The organism is Tenacibaculum sp. 1_MG-2023 (assembly GCF_030547425.1).
Taxonomy (GTDB): Bacteria; Bacteroidota; Bacteroidia; order Flavobacteriales; family Flavobacteriaceae; genus Polaribacter.
This window is the reverse complement of sequence record NZ_JAUORH010000005.1, coordinates 44,943-66,856: the sequence shown is the minus strand read 5'-3', so window position 1 is coordinate 66,856 and position 21,914 is coordinate 44,943. Positions and strand designations below refer to the sequence as shown.

Here is a 21,914-nt window from a genome sequence, read left to right as displayed (position 1 = left end):
AATCATTATTGGTTAAGCAATCTTTTTCTCGCTTCCCGTCATATCGAGCGATAGCGAGAAATCTCAAAGTTATGAGTAACTCTGCTTCATGAGATTTCTCAGTCGCTCATAAAATCGCTTCTTCGAAATGACCGTTTTAGATTTATGAGATTACGTCACTTTCCACTTTGATTGTGCTCAATGTTTGTTCATAATAACGTTGAAATGTCAGTTCGAGTAATTTTGTGTAACTAAGTGGAACAAAATAGTATCGAGAACCTTGTTACTACCAAATACTTCTCGATACAAAATTCCCTTCACTACGTTTCGTAAATTTCACTCGAAGTGACAGTTAGATGTAATTTTTGGCTTGCTTTCTGAGGGCGTTTTATATCAAGACAAAATGAAAGTATATGTTTGTGAGTAACTCTGCTTTATGAGATTTCTCAGTTGCTCATAAAATCGCTTCTTCGAAATGACCGTTTTAGATTTATGAGATTACGTCACTTTCCGCTTAGATTGTGCTCAATGTTTGTTCATAATAACGTTGAAATGTCAGTTCGAGTAATTTTGTGTAACTAAGTGGAACAAAATAGTATCGAGAACCTTGTTGTTATCAAATACTTCTCGATACAAAATTCCCTTCACTACGTTTCGTGAATTTCACTCGAAGTGACAGTTAGATGTGATTTTTGGCTTGTTTTCTAAGGGTGTTTTTATTATCGTCTTTGCGAGGAGGTAGGACGAAGCAATCTTTTTCTCAACTACCGTCACCTCGAACATTATCGAGTTCAAAATATATTTTGAACAAAGATAGTTTACGAAGTAAGTTGAGAGGTCTTAAAGTTATGAGTAACTCTGCTTCATGAGGTTTCTCGTTATCACTCGAAATGACCGTTTTAGCATAGTTTATAAAAACAAAAACCTCATCTTTTTTTGATGAGGTTTTTGAGTTTGTATGATTTTGTTTCTATGCTTCCGCTTCCATGTAATCTTCAATAGGATTACAAGAACAAATTAAGTTACGATCACCAAAAGCATCGTCTACACGACGTACTGAAGGCCAAAACTTATTGTCTGCAATATAATCTAAAGGAAATGCGGCTTGCTTGCGAGAATATGGTAAGTTCCATTCATCAGCAGTTAACATTTCTTGTGTATGAGGTGCATTTTTTAGCGGGTTGTTAGGAGTTTCCTTGATTGCTTCAGCAATCTCTTTTCTAATAGAGATTAAGGCATCACAAAAACGATCTAACTCAGCTACACCTTCAGATTCTGTCGGTTCAACCATAATCGTTCCAGCTACTGGGAAAGATACCGTAGGAGCGTGGAATCCGTAATCCATTAAACGTTTTGCGATATCAGTAACTTCAATTCCGTTTTGTTTAAACTCACGACAATCTAAAATCATTTCGTGAGCTGCACGGTTCATTTCACCAGTATATAAAGTGCTATAATGTTCGCTTAAACGCTCTTTAATATAGTTTGCGTTTAAAATAGCATTCTTAGTAGAATTTGTTAATCCGTCAGCACCTAACATAGTAATGTATCCGTAAGAAATTAAACATACTAAAGCAGAACCCCAAGGAGCTGCTGAGATAGCAGTAATGGCACTGTCACCACCAGTTGCTATTATTGGATTGGTAGGTAAAAACGGAACTAATTGTGGTGCTACACAAATTGGTCCAACACCTGGTCCACCACCACCGTGAGGAATGGCAAATGTTTTGTGTAAGTTTAAGTGACAAACATCGGCACCAATGGTTGCAGGGTTTGTTAACCCTACCTGTGCGTTCATGTTTGCACCGTCCATATATACTTGCCCGCCATTATCGTGAATAATTTGCGTAATTTCTTTAATAGCTTTTTCAAATACTCCATGCGTAGATGGGTAAGTAACCATTAAAGCAGCTAAATTATCAGCGTGTTTTTCAGCTTTTGCACGTAAATCCTCTACGTCGATGTTTCCTCTTTCATCGGTTTTAGTAACTACTACCTTCATACCCGCCATAACAGCAGATGCAGGATTCGTTCCGTGAGCAGATGCAGGAATTAAACAGATGTTTCTGTTGGTGTCTCCATTTGCTTCATGATACGCTCTAATAGTCATTAATCCAGCAAATTCTCCTTGTGCACCAGAGTTAGGTTGTAATGAAGTACCTGCAAAACCAGTAATTACATTTAATTGGTTTTCAAGGTTGCTTAACATGATTTGATATCCTTCCGCTTGGTTTAATGGTGCAAACGGGTGAATATTCCCCCATTGAGGATTGCTTAACGGTAACATTTCAGAAGCAGCATTTAACTTCATAGTACAAGACCCTAAAGAAATCATTGAATGATTTAATGCTAAATCTTTACGCTCTAATTTTTTGATATAACGCATCATGTCAGTTTCTGATTGATACGTATTGAATATATCGTTATCTAAGAAAGAAGTTGCTCTCTTTACGTCTGTTGGAATTACATCTGTAGTAGTAAATTCAGTAACTAAAATGTCTTTGATATTGAATGCTTGTTCGAAACAATCAACAATATCGTTGATTTCTTTTAATCCAACGGTTTCATTTACAGAGATTGAAATATGATTTTCATCAATGTAGTTAAAATTGATTCCGTTTGCTTCTGCTACAGGGCGTAATTTGTCTGCTTCAACTTCAACCAAAATAGTATCAAAATAAGCACTATTTTTTTGTTTGAAACCTAAATCGTTTAACGCTTTTGCTAAGGATGTAGTGCTTGTGTGTACACGATCTGCAATGTATTGTAAACCATCTTTACCATGATATACAGCATACATACCTGCCATAACTGCTAATAATACCTGTGCAGTACAAATGTTTGAAGTTGCTTTTTCACGTTTAATATGTTGCTCACGTGTTTGTAGTGCCATACGAAGGGCACGACCACCGTCAACATCTTTGGTAACTCCAATAATACGACCAGGAATACTACGCTTATAAGCTTCTTTAGTAGCAAAATATCCAGCGTGAGGCCCTCCATATCCTAAAGGAATACCAAAACGTTGTGTAGTACCTACCACAACATCAGCACCAAATTCAGCAGGAGCTTTTAACTTTACTAACGATAAAATATCAGCAGCAACAGCTACTTTAATATTGTTTGCGTTACAATTAGCTACGAAATCGGTGTAATCATACACTTGTCCATGCTTTCCAGGGTATTGTACGATAGCACCGTAGAATTCTTCAGAAAAATCAAATTCTTCATGATTACCAACTACTAAATCAATTCCGATAGGAATAGCACGTGTTTGTAATACTGATAAGGTTTGTGGTAAAATTTCTTCTGAAACAAAGAACTTGTTTACGTTTGCTTTCTTTTGTGCTCTTTCACGAACATCAAATAATAAAGCCATAGCTTCTGCAGCTGCAGTACTTTCATCTAATAATGATGCGTTAGCTAATTCCATTCCTGTTAAATCACAAATCATAGTTTGGTAATTTAACAAGGCTTCTAAACGTCCTTGTGCTATTTCAGCTTGGTAAGGGGTATACGCAGTATACCATCCCGGGTTTTCTAAAATATTACGTTGGATAACACTAGGTAAAATAGCTTCGTGGTATCCTAAACCGATATAACTTTTAAAAACTTTGTTTTTTGCACCTAATTCGTTAATGTGATTTAGGTATTCATATTCGCTCATAGCAGGAGCTAAATCAAGCTCTTTTTGTAAACGAATATCGTCGGGAATAGTTTCGTAAATCAATTGGTCTAAACTCTCTATGCCAATTGTTTGAAGCATTTGATCCTGATCTTTAACACGAGGACCTATATGCCTTAGTTGAAATGAATTTGTGTTCATTATTGTGTTGTTGTTTTTCGTGCCTCAAAAATAGTGAAATTGGTTGATTTGTTAACGCATATTTTTTTGTTAAAAGCAATATTTTATTAACCAAAACAACTGGTTATAAACAGAAAAGTTATTTTTGTTAGATGAACCTTTTTAAAAAAGTACTCGATTTTTATATCAACTCTAGCATTCATGTAGCCTTTGCGGTGTTTTCTTTATTTAGAATTACAGAGCTATACTTTGGTTTTTCGTATGATGAATCACTAAGTTTTTTTGTGTTTTTTGCGACAATTACAGGGTATAACTTTGTGAAATATGCTGGTGTTGCAAAACTACATCACCGAAGTTTGACTAAAAATTTACAAATTATTCAAATATTTTCACTGATTTGTTTTTTGTTGATGTGTTATTACGCATGGTTACTTCCATTAAAGACATTATTATTTTTTGTGCCTTTTGGGTTGTTAACTTTTTTATATGCAGTGCCTTTTTTAAGTGGGTTTCAAAAAAACTTACGAAGTATTGGTTATTTAAAAATAGTAGTGGTGGCTTTGGTATGGGCGAGTACTACGGTATTATTGCCAGTATATGCGAGCGAAACTTTTTTTACAAGCGAAGTGTATCTATCTGCGGTACAACGGTTTTTATTAGTGGTGATATTAATTCTCCCTTTTGATATTAGAGATGTACAATATGATGCTATTTCTTTACAAACGATTCCTAAAAAAATAGGTATAGAAAACACTAAAAAGTTTGGTGCTGTTTTGTTAGGGTTGTGTTTGGTGTTGGAGTTTATTATTAGTCCTAATACTCATTTTAGAACTGTTTTTTTGGTGTTGTTTTCTGTACTTTTAGTTTTATTAATGAGATCAAAAGTAAATCAATCTAAATATTATAGCTCTTTCTGGGTTGAAGCTATACCTATCTTTTGGTGGTTGTTCTTACTGGTTTAAAATTGAAGCTTTTTAGAGGGATAAAATCTTAAAAAGTAATAGCTTTTAAAAAGTGTGTTTTCTTTAGTTAAAAACTGAAACTTAAGGGGTTTGTAATATGTGTTTTTAAGAAAACCTTTGTACATTCGTTGCTTAACAACACAACAAGAAAAACACAAATAAATAACATGAATTTAGTAAAACGAAATTTCGTTTTCGATTTCGATAGCACACTAACCAGTGTGGAAGCATTAGATGTTTTAGCTGAAATCACTTTAAAAGGAAATCAAAAAAAGGAAGAGATTATTCAAGAAGTAATCCATATTACCAATCAAGGAATTGATGGAGAAGTGTCCTTTACGGAATCCTTAGAAAAACGTATTCAGTTATTAAGTGCTAAAAAGTCAGATTTACCTTTGTTAATTGAAGAATTGAGACAAAAAGTGTCTCCTTCTATTGAAAGAAATAAAGAGTTTTTTGAGAGCTTTTCTGATGATATTTATGTGATTTCAGCAGGGTTTAAAGAGTTTATTGATCCTATAGTTGCGGAGTATAACATTCCGTCGGAAAGAGTATTCGCAAATACTTTTGAGTTTGACAAAGATGGAGTTATTGTCGGATTTGATACTGAAAATCCATTGTCTAAACATAATGGAAAGATAGATTGTTTAAAATCCTTAAATTTAGAAGGTGAAGTGCAAGTTATTGGTGATGGGTATAGTGATGCAGTTACCAAAGAAGCAGGTGTTGCTGATACTTTCTTTGCATATACAGAGAATGTATCGAGGGATAAAACGATTGCAAATGCCGACCATATTACACCAAATTTAGATGAATTTTTATACGTTAACAAATTGCCTAGAAACTTATCATACCCAAAAAACAGAATTAAGATATTATTATTAGAAAACGTACACTCTGATGCTTTTACAAAGCTAACAGGTGATGGGTTTTCTGTAGAAACTGTATCAAGAAGTTTATCAGAAGATGAATTGATTGAAAAGTTAAAAGATGTTCATGTGTTAGGAATCCGTTCTAAAACACAAGTAACTCGTAAAGTTATTGAAGCTGCCGAAAAGTTAATGGTAGTTTCTGCTTTTTGTATTGGTACGAAGCAGATTGATTTAGAAGCTTGTAAAGAGAGTGGAGTAGTGGTTTTTAATGCACCATATAGTAACACACGTTCGGTGGTTGAACTAGCTATTGGAGAGATTATAATGTTAATGCGTAGTGTGTTTCAAAGAAGTACAGAAATCCATAACGGTCAATGGAATAAAACAGCACAAGGTTCAAGAGAGGTTCGTGGTAAAAAACTTGGAATTGTTGGATACGGAAACATTGGTAAACAATTATCTGTATTAGCTGAAGCTTTAGGTATGGATGTGTATTATTATGATGTAGAAGATAAACTGTCTTTAGGAAATGCTACAAAAATAGATACATTAAATGAATTGTTGAATATTTCAGATGTAGTTACATTACATGTTGATGATAATTCAGCAAATAAAAACTACATAGGAAAAGAGGAAATCGCACAAATGAAAAATGGTGCACACTTGGTGAACTTATCTCGTGGGTTTGTGGTAGATATTGAAGCATTAGTGAGTGCGTTAAAATCAGGTAAAATTGCTGGAGCTGCAGTGGATGTTTATCCTGAAGAGCCAAGAAAAAATGGTGATTTTTATACGGAGTTAAAAGGGCTGGATAATGTGATTTTAACACCGCATGTAGGAGGAAGCACTGAAGAAGCTCAAAAAGATATAGCTGATTTTGTTCCAAACAAAATTATGGCATATATCAACTCAGGAAATACGGTAGATGCAGTGAATTTCCCGAATATTCGCTTGCCAAAGCATAAAAACGCACACCGTTTTTTACATATTCATAAAAACGTACCTGGCGTGATGGCGAAAATCAATAAAGTATTAGCAAAATATGAGTTGAACATTACGGGGCAATACTTATCTACTGATGAAAAGGTAGGTTATGTAATTACTGATGTGGATAAAGAATACAATCAAGAAGTGATTACTAAACTTAAAAAAGTAGAAGGAACGATTAAGTTTAGAGTATTATACTAAATCATGTCTTAAACAAATTATATTGTTCAAGGTCTACAGTAAAATGTAGACCTTTTTTATTTATAATTACTTTTTTAAAGTAGAAAAGTACACCCAAACAATAAAAAAGAACTGTAAAGGAACTCTAAACCATAAATAAGAAAGTCCTTTACCATCATAAGTACCCGTTTGATAGTTTAAGTTCTCCAAGCTTGCTTTTATGTTGGCGGGTAACATTAATACAAGGAATACAATAAGAATCCAGCCCGTGGTTTTTTGGTAGTTTGGTAATAGTAAACCAATTGCCAATATAATTTCAAATACGCCTGTTAGTATTACTATAGATGATTTTAAAGGGATAAAATTCGGAATCATTTTACTCATGCCATCTATAAATAAAAAGTGTCCTAAAGCAGTAAATAGCAACATAGCACACATGGCGATTCTGCCAGAAAGAGTATAGTTCACACTTTTTAAAAATAGTTTCTGAACTCCTGTAGAAATTATAAAAATGATTAGTAAAATAAATAATGGTTTCATTGATTAAAATTTTTCTCAAAATTGAATAAACTTTTAAAAACAATCAATGAACTTGGGTTAATAAATTCGTTTTCTAATTCTACTCAACGCTTGTGGGGTTACCCCAATATAAGAAGCTATATATTTTAATGGAATTTGCTTGATTAACTCAGGTCTTTCATGAAAAAGGTTAAGATATCGTTCTTCAGGGGTGTTGTTTAATAAAGAAAGCTCTCGTTTTGACTTTAGCAAGAATAAACTTTCGGCATTTTTTCTTCCAATTTCATTACCAATAGAAGTATTTTGATAGATGCTTTCTAAATCATTAGAAGATAATCTCCATAAAACAGTAGGAGTCAACGTTTCAATACTATATTCAGATGGAGTTTGTGTTAAAAAAGAGTCATAAGCACTTATAAAGCTATTTTTAAAAACAAAACCAAAGGTAACATCGTTTTCAATTTTTGGAATAAACAATCTTAAAACCCCTTCCTCAACAAAAGAAAGGTAATTTTCTGTTTCTCCTTTGATCAATAGTATTTCCTTTTTTTGAAGCGTTTGTTTTTTTAGTTTAGAAGAAAAGTAATCTGAATCTTTATCAGAAATGTTAGCAAAAGATTGTAAAAGTGTTTTAATTTGTTTCATGATTCAATTTTATAATCTATTAAAATCACTTAGTCTATTTTCTATCTCAGCAGCACCATTCTGTAAGATTTTTATATAGCTAGCAACATTTTCCATTTTAAACCTACTGGAAGGTCCAGATGCGCTCAATCCAGCAATAACCTTTCCTTTTTTGTTGTATATGGGTATTGCAATACATACCAAACCAATTTCAAACTCTTCAATATCTAAAGCAAACTTTTGTTGCTGAATTAATTGTATTTCCTTTTTGAGCTTTGAGGTTGAGGTAAACGTATTTTTAGTGAATGATTGCAGTGTAACTGAACTAAAAAAAGTTCTTTGTGTTTCTAACGAAGAAAAAGCTAATAATAATTTTCCAATTGCGCTGCCATTAATAGGGGCGTAAGAACCAATAGAAGTGCTTATTTTTAGTCCTTGTAAACTGTCTGCTTTATTAATGTGTAGTACTTGTTGTTCTTTTAAAATACCCAACAAAACAGTTTCCTTAATTTCTAAGGCTACTTTTTGTATAGACTCGTTAGTTAAGTTTCTTAGTGATTTATAGATAGCAACACGGTTCCCTAATTCAAATAATTTACTTCCTAGTTGGTATTTTTCGTTGTTGTTTTGTTGCACAGCATTTAACGAAACTAAAGTGCTTAATAATCTGTATACGGTACTCTTGTTATAGCCAGTTATAGTAGCTAATTCTCTAACACCCCATTCTTTTTTATCATTAGTAAAAGCATCTAAAACAGTAAATGCTTTGATGATGGACTGATTTAAATTTTTAGAACCTGTATTCATTTTTTTAAAAAAATATTGACTAATATAATAAAAGTTGGTAAGTTTATAAAACGCTGTTTTAGTATATGAAACACTTTGGTTTTTATTTTGAGTCAAAAATGAAGTATCTTTAGTGTCTTTAAAATGGTTTTTAGAAATAAAGATAAGTATGCACAAACCAACACTTGATTACGCACAACAACTAGATAAAGAAGATAATTTAGCGCATTTAAGAGCGCAGTTTCATATTCCAAAAGATGCCGAAGGAAATGACTGGTTGTATTTTACGGGGAATTCTCTTGGATTACAACCTAAACAAACGCAACAATACATTCAACAAGAATTAGACGATTGGGCAAAATATGGAGTAGAAGGGCATTTTGAAGCTCGAAATCCATGGATGCCATATCATGAGTTTTTAACAAATTCGATGGCAAAAATTGTAGGAGCAAAACCATTAGAAGTGGTGGTGATGAATACCTTAACAACCAATTTGCATTTGTTAATGGTATCGTTTTATCAACCAACTAAAACAAAGTATAAAATTGTTATAGAAAGTGATGCGTTTCCTTCGGATAGATATGCAGTACAATCGCAATTAAAATTTCATGGTTTTGATACTGAAGAAGGATTGATAGAATGGAAACCCCGTGAAGGAGAAGAGTTATTACGAATAGAAGACTTAGAGAAAATAATTGATGAACAAGGTGATGAAATAGCTTTGTTGTTGATAGGTGGTGTGAATTATTATACAGGACAGTATTTAGATATCAAACGTATTGCAGAAATTGGACACGCTAAAAATTGCATGGTGGGAATTGACTTAGCACACGGTGCTGGAAATATTTCTCCAGAATTGCACAATAGTGGAGTTGATTTCGCTGCTTGGTGTACCTATAAGTATCTAAACTCAGGACCAGGAAGTTTAGGAGGCCTATTCGTACATGAAAAACATGCGCACAATAAAGACTTACCTCGTTTTGCAGGATGGTGGAATCATAATAAAGAAACTCGTTTCAATATGCGTCAACCCTTTGATGTAATGGCAGGAGGAGAAGGTTGGCAGTTGAGTAATCCGCCAATTTTATCAATGGCAGCGATTAGAGCTTCGTTAGATATGTTTGAAGAAGTAGGAATGGAAGCGTTAAGAGCTAAATCGGAAAAATTAACGGGATATTTTGAATACTTAATCAATCAGATTGATACGGCCAGCATTAAAATAATTACACCATCTAACCCGAAAGAAAGAGGATGCCAATTATCTATTCAAGTGCAGCATGCAGATAAAAGTTTGCACAAAAAATTAACCGAAAATAATATTATTACCGATTGGAGAGAGCCTGATGTAATACGTTGTGCCCCTGTGCCAATGTATAATAGTTTTGAAGATGTGTTTAGAATGGTTGAGAAATTAAAAGAATTATTGTAATGAGTAAAAAAGATAACATAGTAATTATAGGTGCTGGTTTATGCGGAAGTTTATTAGCACTTCGTTTAGCACAAAGAGGCTATAAGGTAGCAATGTATGAAAGTCGTCCAGATTTACGAGTTACCGATATTTCAGCAGGACGTTCTATCAACTTAGCATTATCTGATCGTGGTTTTAAAGCACTTCGTTTATGTGGTGTAGAAGAAAAAGCGCGTGAAATTTGTATTCCGATGTACGGACGTTTAATGCACGATAGAGAAGGGAATACGTTTGCTTCTAATTATTCAGGAAGAGAAGGAGAGTATATCAACTCTATTCCAAGAGGTGATTTAAACGGAATTTTATTAACGGAAGCAGAAAAACACGAAAATGTAACAATACATTTTAATACGGAATGTACTTCCGTAGATATTGAAAATACAGTTGCACATTTTAAAGATTACAATACTAAAGAAGAGTTTTCAGTAGATGGAGATGTGATTTTTGGGACTGATGGTGCAGGATCAGCATTGAGAAAAAGCTACTATTTAGAAAGAAAATTCTTATTTAGCTATTCGCAGAATTTTTTAACACACGGATACAAGGAATTAGAAATTCCTGCAGACAAGTTAGGAAAACACCTAATTAGTAAAGATCATTTGCATATTTGGCCTCGTGGAGAGTACATGTTAATCGCATTGCCGAACTTAGATGGAAGTTTTACGGTAACCTTGTTTTTGAGTTACGACGAAGGAGAATACAATTTCAACAACTTAACTTCAGAAGAAAAGATAACTGAGTTTTTTGAAAAAGAATTTTCAGATGCCTTAGCGTTGATACCAAGTATTAAAGATGAGTTTATTAATAATCCGACTGGAGCTTTAGGAACGGTAAAATGCTCACCTTGGCATTATCAAAATAAAACCTTGTTACTGGGAGATGCAGCACATGCGATTGTTCCGTTTTATGGACAAGGAATGAATGCTTCGTTTGAAGATGTAACCGTATTTGATACGATTCTAGATACGCACGAAGGAGATTGGCAAGTTACTTTTAAAGCGTATGAAAAAGCACGTAAAGAAGATACCGATGCGATTGCTGATTTAGCCATTGACAATTTTTATGAAATGCGAGACCATGTAGCGAATCCATTATTTAAGCAAAAGAGAAAGTTAGAAATGGATTTAGAAAAGACGTTCCCAACAGAATATTTTTCAAAGTATTCTATGGTAACTTTTAATGAAGAGATTCCGTATGCAGAAGCGATGAAAAAAGGACGTGCGCAAGATAAAGCCTTGTTAAACATGGTAGTTCATCACGATTTAGATACAATCACCGATTTGAATGAGGTGTTAAAAAAGGTGCAAGAAGAAACTAATGAAATTTTAGAAGAAGATAAAATAGCTGGATTTAGATAGTTATTTATTGTAGTTCTCTTTTTAGTTTCAAAAGTTCTTGTTCTAAAAAAGAAAGTTTGTTTTCTATAGAGGTATTAAGGTCAGGAATTCTATTGAAAAATACATATTGTATTTTCCACAATTCTTTAATATCTGTAATAGAAAATGTTTTATCGGGGATGTTTTTATGGTTTGCACGTAGAGTTACAGAATCGTTTTCAATGTATAGTTTGCGTAGAATCAATTCATTTTTAACAAGAGTTAGTGTGAGCTCTCCATTTTTTAAGTTCTTTATAGTGTTGTTTGGTGTAAACTGGCCTATTACTATGTCGTTAGGGTATAATCCATTATTGTGATTAGCCATTTCTAAATTAGAAACGGTATAAGCTCTGAGTTTTTTTTGAGAGTTAATAGGGAGTTGAATTTTGGATAAATCATCAATAAAAGAAGTTTTGTTGTGGTGTTTTATGTATTCTGTAATTGTCTTTTCGGTTATGCAGGGTATAATGGTGAAGGTTTCTTTTGATAGTTTTTCAGTTTCTAGGGTTAAATCCTCTTTAAACTGAAGTAAATTATTAACTGTGAGCTCTGAAGTTAATAAATTGTCTATAGGAATGCTAAAATAATTAGCAATTTTTATAATTGTATCAATTTTTGGTTCGCTTCTGCCTTCTTCATAAGCGCCCAGTGTAGCTCTCTTAAGGTTGAAAAGTTCTGCAAAAGCTTGCTGGCTTAAGCGTTTAACACTTCTTATTTTTTTTATGTTTTTACCAAAAAATGACATGTTTTGCTAATTTTATTTGCTAATTGTTTTTGTTTTTGTATATTTGAGCAAACAATATTAGCTAATTATTTTTGTTTTTGCTAATTTTTTTAGTTTAAAAATTAGAGAGAGGATGTTTAAATATTAAAATTATGTAACTAAATAATATTGTGTTAAGTGTCTTTAAATTTTAGAAACTTTTTGTAATATTATCGTTTAAAAAGAATGCTATACAAACTAATTAAACTACTTGAAAATGAATGCACATTTTAGTAAGGTAAAGATTTTTTTACTAGAGTTAAACTTCAATATTGTAAAAGAGAATCAAGAAGAAGGGATTTTTGTTGTTGAGAAAGAAAACGAAGGAATTAAAAACTTAATTATAGGAGTTGCAAATCCAATTATAATTTTTGAACAATATATCTTTAAAATTAAAGAGCCTAATCAAGAAATTTTTAGGAGTTTACTGCAAAAGAATAGAGATATAATCCACGGAGCTTTTGTCTTAGATGAAAGTGGAGAACGTGTTATTTTTAGAGATACACTTCAATTAGAGAATTTAGACGCCAATGAGTTTGAAGCTAGTTTAAACTCACTTAGCTTACTCTTAAGTGAATACTCAGATCACATTATTAATTTTTCAAAATATTAAAAAAAATAGATATGAATTTTTTTAAAAGACTTTTTAAAATAGGGCAATCAGAAGCAAATTCTGCGATAGATAAGATGGAAGATCCTATTAAAATGACAGAACAAGGAATTAGAGACTTAAAATTAAACCTTGAGGAAAGTTTAGAATCCTTAGCGCAAGTAAAAGCATTGGCTATTCGAGCTAAAAACGATGTAGAAGAGTTAACTTTTAAAAGTCAAGATTATGAGCAAAAAGCGATATTAATTTTGAAAAAAGGACAAAAAGGAGATATGGAACTTTCTGAGGCAGACAGACTAGCGAAGGAAGCTTTAATGAAAAAAGAAGAAATGAACCATAAAATATTAATGGTGAAAAAAGAAGAGGTTCAATTTAATGACTCAGTGAGTAAATTAGAATATAATATTCAGGAAATTAAACAGAATATTAGCAAATGGGAAAATGAGTTGAAAACATTAAAAGCTAGAGTTAAAGTTTCTAAAGCAACAAAGAATTTGAATAAACAAATGGCTGATGTTGATAGTACAAGCACAGTTTCTATGTTAGAACGCATGAAAGAGAAAGTAAAACAAGAAGAGGCTCTAGCTGAAGCTTATGGGGAAATAGCGAAATCTTCTAAATCAATAGATCAGGAACTGTCAGAGGCGGCAGATGTAACTGAAACTTCAGCAGAAGAAAGTCTGTTAAAATTAAAAGAAAAATTAGGGTTAAATAATAAAGAAGAATAAAATTGAACACTTTTACTGATATTATATTTTCATCTGTTAACTTACCACTTACAATACTGGTAATTATACTGTTGTTGTATTGGATAGTGACAATGATTTCAGGAGTTGATTTCGATTTAGATATAGACGTAGACATCGATGCAGATTTTGATATTGATACAGATTCAGGAATAGAAGGAGGAAATGCAGATTTTCACGATGTTTCAAATGCAGAAGTAAATAAAGAGGATGTATTAGGAAAGAAAAGAAAACCACTAAAATGGTGGCAAATATTTCTGATTTATTTCAACTTTGTAGGGCTGCCTTTTATGTTCACATTTACATGTTGGATTTTTATTTGGTGGATTTGTACAGCATTTTCTACTGTTTTAACAGGTAGTATAAATAATAGCTTTGGTTTTGTGCTAATGTTAATAGGTTTTTTACCGTCGCTATTCATCAATAAAATATTCACAACACCTTTTAAAAATTTTTTTAAGAACTTGAATCAACATGGAGATCTACCGATAGAAATAGTAGGTAGAGTAGGTGTTTCTTTATCTAGTATTAAAGAAAAAAAATTAGGTTCAGCCGAAGTAAAAGCTGAAGGGACTTATTTGTCAATAAATATTAAATCATTAGACGGGAGTCCAATACAATTTAGAGAGCAAATCTTGATTATAAAACAAAGTCAGGATAAGTCTTTTTATTACGCACAATCATATATTAATTAAAACAAAAATTTTTTAAAAAAAAGAACTATGACAAACAGTTTATTACAGGTTATTGGAGTAGGAGTAGGTTTAATTCTATTTCTTATTGTTTTATATTTTGCTATAATAGCAATGTTCTACAAAAAGGTACCACAAGGGGAAGCTTTGATACGTACAGGTTTTGGAGGTACCAAGGTGGCTACAGATAAAGGGATGTATGTAATACCTGTGTTTCACAGAGTAGAAATAATGGATATATCTGTAAAGAAAATTCAAATAGAACGTTTAGGTAATGATGGATTGCTTTGTAAAGATAACATGCGAGCAGATATTAAAGTTGCCTTTTTTGTAAGAGTTAATAATGAAGTAGAATTTATTAAAAAAGTAGCACAAACTATAGGTTGCGACAGAGCATCAGATATTTCAACTTTAGAAGACTTATTTGAAGCCAAGTTTTCAGAAGCGTTAAAAACTGTAGGTAAAAAGTTTGAATTTACTGAGTTATATGAGGCGCGTAGGGAGTTTAGAGATGAAATTGTAGATATAATTGGGACAGATTTAAATGGATACACGCTTGAAGATTGCGCAATTGATTATTTAGAGCAAACATCAGTATCTTATTTAAAAGCTGATAACATTTTAGATGCAGAAGGAATAAAAAAGATTACTGAACTAACTGCAGTACAAAATGTTAAGGCGAATTTAATTAAAAGAGACGAAGAGAAAACGATTAGAAAGCAAGATGTAGAAGCTCGTGAAGCTATTTTAGAGTTAGACAAACAATTGGCAGAAAAAGAAGAGCAACAGAAACGTGAAATAGCTAATGTTAAAGCTAGAGAAGAAGCTGAAATCTTAAAAGTTAACCAAGAAGAATTATTAAAGTCTGAGTCGGCAAGAATAGTAACAGAAGAAAAGGTACAAGTTGCAGAGGAAAATAAACAAAGGCAAGTTATTGTAGCAGCTAAGAACAAATTACGTACAGATGTTGTTGAAACTGAAAGAGTAGAAAAAGATAGGATGTTAGAAGCTACTGAACGTGAGCGAATTGTTACATTAGCTCAGATTGAAAAAGAAAAAGTAGTTGAGGTAGAAAAGAAAAACATACAAGATGTTATTCGTGATCGTGTTACTTTAGAAAAAGGAGTGGTTGAAGAACAAGAGAATATGAAAGATATTCAGGCGTTTAAAACAGCAGAAAGGGAAAAACAAGTAGCTATTACATTAGCAGAAGCAAAAGCTCAAGAAGATTTAATTAAAACAATTAAAGAAGCTGAGGCTCAAAAAGAAGCTGCAAAACAAAAAGCAGAAGAAATAAATATTGAAGCACAGGCACACAAAGAAGCAAGTGAAAAGGAAGCAGAGGCTCGTAAGACATTAGCAGATGCAAAAGCAAAAGAAGAAGCTACTTTAGGAATGTCAGAAGCACAAGTAATGCATGCCAAAGCAGATGCTAGCGAACGCTTTGGTACTATGGAGGCTCTTATTATAGAGAAGAAAGCAAAAGCTGAGGCTGTTGGAGTTGAAGCAAAAGCAGAAGCCTTAAGGAAAGAAGGAATGGCAGAAGCTGAAATTATAAGAGAAAAAGCCTTAGCAGATGCAGCTGGAATAGAAGAGAAAGCAGCAGCAATGAAAAAGTTAGATGGTGTTGGTAAAGAACATGAAGAGTTTAAACTACGTTTAGAAAAAGATTTAAAAGTAGATTTAGCACATATTAACATCCAAAAAGATATTGCAGATGCACAAGCTGATGTTATAGGACAAGCATTAAAGTCTGCTAATATTGATATAGTAGGAGGAGAAACAATGTTCTTTGAGCAAATCATGGGGCAAATCACCAAGGCAAAAGGACTGGACAAGATGATTGAAAACAGTAGTAATTTACAAGAAGTAAAAGACGCTATACTAAGTAGTGATGATGTAAAAGGGAATTTAATGGAACGTGTAAGAGATTTTGCAGTGAAATATGGAATTTCTTCTGAGGATATTAAAAATTTAACAATTGCTAATTTGCTAATGAGTTTAAAAGATAGAGCAACATCTGCTGATGATCAAACACTCTTAGGAAACCTTTTTAGTTTAGCAAAAGGATTAGATATTTCTAATAAAAAGATGAGTTAAAATAATATTTTCCGAGTATTGATTTTTCAATGCTCGGAATTTACTTTAAGTGTTTTAATATTAATTTTAAACTCGTAATTTTTTGCATGAAAAATCAACAACTTGATGGCGGAACCTATGAGATTATCCAGAATCGACTTCAAAAACAAAAAAAAGAGCTACTAGATAGGTTACAAAGATTAAACGAAGAAAGAAAACTTGTATTTGGTACAGTTGAAACGAAGCTTATAGCAAATGATAGAATTAACACAGAAAACAACTGTATTGCTAGAGATATAGTTTCTTTAGGAAATACCTCAATCTTTGGGTACAATGTTCATTTTGGACTAAGAACAGTTATCGAATTATCAGATGTTTTTAGTGCATATGAGTTTAATGAAAATCGATTTCAACCTAAACCACTAGATTTTCTTCATAACGAAACCTTTATAACAGACTTTACTAACTTATATAAGTATTATCGAAATACCATTTTTGCAAAATTTGCAATTATCGATAATTACCTTCATATGGTTTTTCAATTAAGTGAAAATAAAACAGATGTAAAGACTTTTAAATGGTTGATAAAAGAAAATGAATTAGTATATGTTGATAATAGAAGTGAACATGAATACAAGTTTCCAAAGCAACATGAATTTAATTGGCGGGAAGTAACTAGAGATATGCACCGTTATGGTACGTATTCTCATATTTCTATTTTAGATAAAGTTTTTGTAGAAACAATTGGAGGTGACCTAACTATCAAGATAGAAGATAACACTGATGAAGGAAAGGGAATTCTTGAAGAACCAGTAGAACATATTGATCAAACATTGGATGACGGTCAGTTTCGTTATGCTGATTTAGGAAACCTTATTTTGCTTGAAATAAAACCATTTCAAGAAGAAGCACGTTATTTTATTTATAACCACAAATTACAAGAAGTTCAAAAAGTTGATAGTATTAAAGACTGTGCAGTGTTATTGCCAGATGATCAAGGTCTTATTTTTCCTGACGGATATTATTTACAAACAGGTCAGTATAAACTTTTTCAAAACAATACTAAAGATGTAAAGTTTCAAGAGAAAATAGTTTCTCCTAACGGAGAAGATTTTTTATATGTATTTTATGCAACAATAAGAGGACTTTACATACTAATGTCTTATAATATTATCGAGCAAGGGGTAAAAACACCTATTGTTTGTAATGGCTTTACAATTTTGGAGGATGGAGAGTTGTGTTATTTTAAAACAGAAAATGAACAAACAAAACATCATGTTGTTCAAATTTGGCAAACCCCTTATCTAAAAACAGACAACATTCCTTCATCAGATGAAGACACTTTGTTGTATAAGATTGGTAATAAGGATATTGTTAAAGCAATGGCAGAATGCCATGAATTAATAACTCTTTTAAATAAAGAAGATAGTTATGCTGGCTTGTACAATGATATAGCTAAGAAATCAAATGATATTAATAGTAGTTATTATTGGATAAACGAACCTGAAACAGAACAATTAAGTATACCTGTTGCAGAAATTAAAGATGCTGCCAATGCTGCAATTGATGAATTTGAAAAAGTAACTCAGTTAAAGCAACAAGCAGCAAAAGAAGGTAAGGTTATTCAAGAAAAATCGAATGTCCTTTTAAGTAAGATTAAAAGTACATCGTTTAAAACGATAGAAGATTTTGTTGAATTACTAAATGAGTTACGAGTATTAAGAGGGCAGGTTATTAGCTTAAAAGATGTTCGTTATATAGCAATTGATGTATTAGAAAAAATTGAAAGTTCTATTGAAGAACAAAGCACTATTATATCAAAAAGATGTGTAGAGTTTTTATTGAATGATCAAGCTTTAAAGCCATATCATAATCGTGTTCAAGAAAAACAAGAACAATTAACATCTATTAAAAAAGTAATAGATGCTAAGAAGCTTGAAAAAGAAGTAGATAAAATAACAGCAGACTTAGAACTTCTAATTGAGATTGTAACAAACTTAGAGATTGAAGATACTTCACAGTCAACCAAAATTATTGATAATATTTCTTTAATTTTTGCAACATTAAATCAATTAAAATCAGGAATAAAAAATGTTATTAAGTCTTTAGGGAATAAAGAGGCTAAAGCGGATTTTGCTGCTCAATTAAAATTGATAGATCAAAGTATTATAAATTACATTGATATGGCTACTTCGCCAGAAAAATGTGATGAATTTCTAACAAAAATAGCAATTCAATTAGAAGAATTAGAAGGTAGATTTGCCGATTTTGAAGAATTTATTTCTTTAATTCTTGAGAAGAGAGAAGAAGTACATAATGCTTTTGATGCTCGAAAAAGTACAATATTAGAAAAAAGAAACAAAAAAATAGAAGCATTAAGCTCTGCCTCTGAAAGAATTTTAAAAAGTATAGCAAAAAAGGCACAAAGTTTCCTATCGGTAGAAGATATAAATGGGTATTTTGCTGCTGATTTAATGATTAATAAAGTTAGAGATATTGTTAATCAATTAAAAGAACTAGAATCAGTAGGTAAAGCGGAAGCTATTGAAACCCAGCTTAAAGTAGCTAAGGAAGATGCGTTAAGAAAATTAAAAGATAAACAAGAGCTATACGAAGATGGAGAAAATGTAATCCGTTTAGGAAAACACAAGTTTGGGGTTAATAAACAACCACTTGATTTATCAATAGTTTATAAAGACCAAACATTACATTATCACTTAATAGGAACAAATTTCTATCAAGAAATTCAAGACGAAACCTTATTGAAATCTGAGAAGTATTGGAATCAAGAATTAATTTCTGAGAACAACTCAGTTTATAGGTCTTCTTATTTAGCATATAAACTGTTTACTTCTTGTTCAACAGAAGAACTATTAAAACTTAATGAACAAGATTTATTAACGCTGGTTCAAAATGAAAGTGGAAGCTTGTTTGCAGAAGGATATGTAAAAGGAGTACACGATATTGACGCATTTAAAATATTACATACCCTCGTTCATAAGCACCACGAATTAGGTTTGTTAACATATACATCAAATATTAGAGGGTTTGCTCAATATTTTTGGAATTCTTTACCTAAAGAAAGTCAAGATTATTACAATTTTTCTATTAAAGCTTCAGGAGAAGTTTTACGATTCTTTCCTGAAAGTAAAGAATATGATTTTTTAATAGATAAATTATACCAAGAAATAATTATTTTTTCAGAAAAAACTTCATTGTTTTCTAAAAAATTAGGAAAAGTAATAGCTAACTATTTATTTAGTCAATTAAATAATACAAATTCATTTGTAATTAGTGCTATTGCACTAGGAATAAAAGAAGATTTTGTAAAGCAATTAACAAAGCAAGATGCATTAAATGTGTTTAATAGCAATCTTGAAAAAACTGTAAATTATAAAGCAAAAATTCAATTAACTAAACAATGGGTTAGCTCTTTTATATCATCTATAAATGGGGATGAAAATTATATACATGAAATAATTTCATTATTACTATTTAATCATGAACCTAATACAGCTTTACATGCGAACCCTAAACAAACAATTAAAGGACTAAAAGGTGACCATCCTACTATTATTGAAGGAGAACTATATTTTAACTACCATAACTTTATTAAAAAGTTAGAAGTTTTTTCAAAAGAAGATGTTCCTAATTTTTCAGCCTATAAAGAAGCTAAGCATTTATTGGTAGAAAACTTAAAAGAGACTTTAAAATTAAATGAATTTAAGCCGAGAGTATTATCATCTTTTGTTAGGAATAAATTAATAGATGAGGTTTATTTTCCTCTGATAGGTGATAATTTATCTAAGCAACTAGGAACAGTTGGAGATAATAAGCGTACCGATAGAATGGGAATGTTACTTTTAATATCACCACCTGGTTATGGAAAAACTACATTAATGGAGTACGTAGCTAATAGGTTGGGGTTAATCTTCATGAAAATTAATGGACCAGCAATAGGTCATGAGGTAACCTCAGTCGATCCGGAAGCAGCAACAAATTCAGCCTCTAGAGAAGAACTCAAAAAGTTAAATCTAGCTTTTGAAATGGGAGATAACGTAATGTTATATTTAGATGATATTCAGCATTGTAATCCTGAGTTTTTACAAAAGTTCATTTCTCTTTCTGATGGAACAAGAAAAATAGAAGGAGTATATAACGGAAAGCCAAAAACATATGATTTAAGAGGAAAGAAGTTTTGTGTAATTATGGCTGGAAATCCATATACTGAAAGTGGAGATAAGTTTCAAATACCTGATATGTTGGCAAACCGAGCTGATATATATAACTTAGGAGATATTATAGGAGATACAGATCATTTATTTAAACTTAGTTTAATAGAAAACTCATTAACATCAAATCCAATACTACACCAGTTAAGTAGTAAATATTTTGAAGATGTTTATGCATTAATTGATAGAGTTGAGAATAATACAGAAGAAAATACACTAAAAGGAAATCATACAAAACAAGAAATTCAAGATTATATATCGGTATTAGAAAAAGTAATAACTATAAGGGATACCATCTTAAAAGTAAATAAAACATATATTGAGTCTGCTGCAAAGGAAGATGAATATAGAACAGAACCCTCTTTTAAGTTACAAGGTTCATACCGAGATATGAATAAGCTAGTGGCTAAAGTAGTACCGATAATGAATGATAAGGAGTTAAAAAAAATGGTATTATCTCATTATGAAAGTGAGTCTCAAACATTAACATCTTCTGCTGAAGCAAATTTATTGAAGTATAAAGAATTAATAGGAGACTTAACAAAAGAAGAAGAAGCTCGTTGGAATGATATAAAAGATATTTTTGCGAAAAATAATAAGTTAAAGGGATTTGGAGATAAAAATGAAATGGCACAAATACTAAGTCAAATGATGTTATTTTCAGATAATTTAGAAGGAATCAAAGAGGTTTTAAGAAAAGGGCTTTAATGAAAAGATATATCGTCATATTACGTGGAATTAACGTATCAGGAAAGAATAAACTTCCGATGGTGGATTTGCGAGATATGTTAAATGAATTAGGGTTTCAAAATGTGCAAACCTATATTCAAAGTGGTAATATTATTTTAGATTCAAAAGACACAAAAGAGATCGTTTGTCAGAAAATTAAAGAAGCGATTGCTGCTAAATTTGGATATGATATACCTGTATTGGCTAGAACACCAGAGGAATGGGAAAGTACACTAGAAAACTATCCGTTTTCACAAGAGAATGAAAAAATAGTAGCTTTTACTTTTTTAGATAAAGTAACTAAAGAATCAGTTATTGAAGTTACAGGAATTAACGAAGACGAATATAAAATAGTTGATGACGTAGTGTATTTGTATTGTCCGTCTAGTTTTGGAAAAACTAAACTGACAAATAGTGTAATCGAAAAGAAGTTGAAGATAACAGCGACCACACGAAATTTAAAAACAACGCTAAAACTATTAGAATTAGCAACTTCATAAACGTC

General features: G+C 31.8%; 15 protein-coding genes. 10 read left to right on the top strand and 5 right to left on the bottom strand.

Annotated elements, in window-relative coordinates; all coding sequences use genetic code 11:
• Positions 1-949: 949 nt before the first annotated feature.
• Positions 950-3,805, bottom strand: coding sequence for an aminomethyl-transferring glycine dehydrogenase (gene gcvP, locus Q4517_RS05205; RefSeq protein ID WP_303507015.1), 2,856 nt, complete (start codon positions 3,803-3,805; stop codon positions 950-952).
• Between the two features lie 131 nt (positions 3,806-3,936).
• Here gcvP and Q4517_RS05200 point away from each other — a divergent pair, with 131 nt between their 5' ends.
• Entirely contained in the window at positions 3,937-4,746 is an 810-nt protein-coding gene (locus Q4517_RS05200) for a hypothetical protein (protein ID WP_303507013.1), read from the top strand.
• Between the two features lie 167 nt (positions 4,747-4,913).
• The gene (serA, locus tag Q4517_RS05195) at positions 4,914-6,806 is read left to right on the top strand and encodes a phosphoglycerate dehydrogenase (protein WP_303507011.1); all 1,893 of its coding nucleotides are present in this window, start codon (positions 4,914-4,916) and stop codon (positions 6,804-6,806) included.
• A gap of 66 nt (positions 6,807-6,872) precedes the next feature.
• Here the strand turns inward: serA and Q4517_RS05190 are convergent, their stop codons facing one another.
• Genes Q4517_RS05190 through Q4517_RS05180 form a run of 3 tightly spaced genes read right to left on the bottom strand, consistent with a single transcriptional unit; the run spans position 6,873 to position 8,735 of the window.
• On the bottom strand, positions 6,873-7,325 hold the full coding sequence (locus Q4517_RS05190) for a hypothetical protein (protein ID WP_303507009.1): 453 nt from the start codon (positions 7,323-7,325) through the stop codon (positions 6,873-6,875).
• A gap of 57 nt (positions 7,326-7,382) precedes the next feature.
• Positions 7,383-7,949 carry a Crp/Fnr family transcriptional regulator gene (locus tag Q4517_RS05185; protein ID WP_303507007.1) on the bottom strand — a complete coding sequence of 189 codons (567 nt, stop codon included), beginning with the start codon at positions 7,947-7,949 and terminating at the stop codon, positions 7,383-7,385.
• Between the two features lie 9 nt (positions 7,950-7,958).
• The gene (locus tag Q4517_RS05180) at positions 7,959-8,735 is read right to left on the bottom strand and encodes an IclR family transcriptional regulator (RefSeq protein WP_303507005.1); all 777 of its coding nucleotides are present in this window, start codon (positions 8,733-8,735) and stop codon (positions 7,959-7,961) included.
• A 148-nt stretch (positions 8,736-8,883) separates the two neighbouring features.
• Here Q4517_RS05180 and kynU point away from each other — a divergent pair, with 148 nt between their 5' ends.
• Together kynU and Q4517_RS05170 are read left to right on the top strand one after the other, a co-directional pair.
• Positions 8,884-10,143: a kynureninase gene (kynU, locus tag Q4517_RS05175; RefSeq protein WP_303507003.1), complete on the top strand. Its 1,260-nt coding sequence runs from the start codon at positions 8,884-8,886 to the stop codon at positions 10,141-10,143.
• Positions 10,143-11,540, top strand: a complete 1,398-nt coding sequence (locus Q4517_RS05170) for an NAD(P)/FAD-dependent oxidoreductase (protein WP_303507000.1) — start codon at positions 10,143-10,145, stop codon at positions 11,538-11,540. Before kynU ends, Q4517_RS05170 begins: the two co-directional genes overlap by 1 nt.
• Positions 11,541-11,544: 4 nt before the next feature.
• On the opposite strand, the gene Q4517_RS05165 is transcribed toward Q4517_RS05170, so the two are convergent.
• Positions 11,545-12,303, bottom strand: a complete 759-nt coding sequence (locus tag Q4517_RS05165; RefSeq protein WP_047789347.1) for a helix-turn-helix domain-containing protein — start codon at positions 12,301-12,303, stop codon at positions 11,545-11,547.
• A gap of 235 nt (positions 12,304-12,538) precedes the next feature.
• Here Q4517_RS05165 and Q4517_RS05160 point away from each other — a divergent pair, with 235 nt between their 5' ends.
• The 6 genes from Q4517_RS05160 to Q4517_RS05135 all read left to right on the top strand — a co-directional run bounded on the left by Q4517_RS05160 (position 12,539) and on the right by Q4517_RS05135 (position 21,909).
• Positions 12,539-12,934, top strand: coding sequence for a molecular chaperone Tir (locus tag Q4517_RS05160; protein ID WP_303506995.1), 396 nt, complete (start codon positions 12,539-12,541; stop codon positions 12,932-12,934).
• Between the two features lie 11 nt (positions 12,935-12,945).
• Positions 12,946-13,659 (top strand): PspA/IM30 family protein, encoded by a 714-nt coding sequence (locus Q4517_RS05155; protein WP_303506993.1) that lies wholly within the window; start codon positions 12,946-12,948, stop codon positions 13,657-13,659.
• A gap of 2 nt (positions 13,660-13,661) precedes the next feature.
• A complete protein-coding gene (locus Q4517_RS05150) occupies positions 13,662-14,372 on the top strand; it encodes a hypothetical protein (RefSeq protein ID WP_303506991.1) in 711 nt (236 codons plus the stop codon).
• Between the two features lie 27 nt (positions 14,373-14,399).
• Complete coding sequence (locus Q4517_RS05145) at positions 14,400-16,469, top strand: SPFH domain-containing protein (protein WP_303506989.1); 2,070 nt, start codon at positions 14,400-14,402, stop codon at positions 16,467-16,469.
• Between the two features lie 86 nt (positions 16,470-16,555).
• On the top strand, positions 16,556-21,388 hold the full coding sequence (locus Q4517_RS05140; protein ID WP_303506987.1) for a DNA repair ATPase: 4,833 nt from the start codon (positions 16,556-16,558) through the stop codon (positions 21,386-21,388).
• Positions 21,388-21,909 (top strand): DUF1697 domain-containing protein, encoded by a 522-nt coding sequence (locus Q4517_RS05135; RefSeq protein WP_303506984.1) that lies wholly within the window; start codon positions 21,388-21,390, stop codon positions 21,907-21,909. The genes Q4517_RS05140 and Q4517_RS05135 overlap by 1 nt, the downstream gene beginning before the upstream one ends.
• Positions 21,910-21,914: the final 5 nt, after the last annotated feature.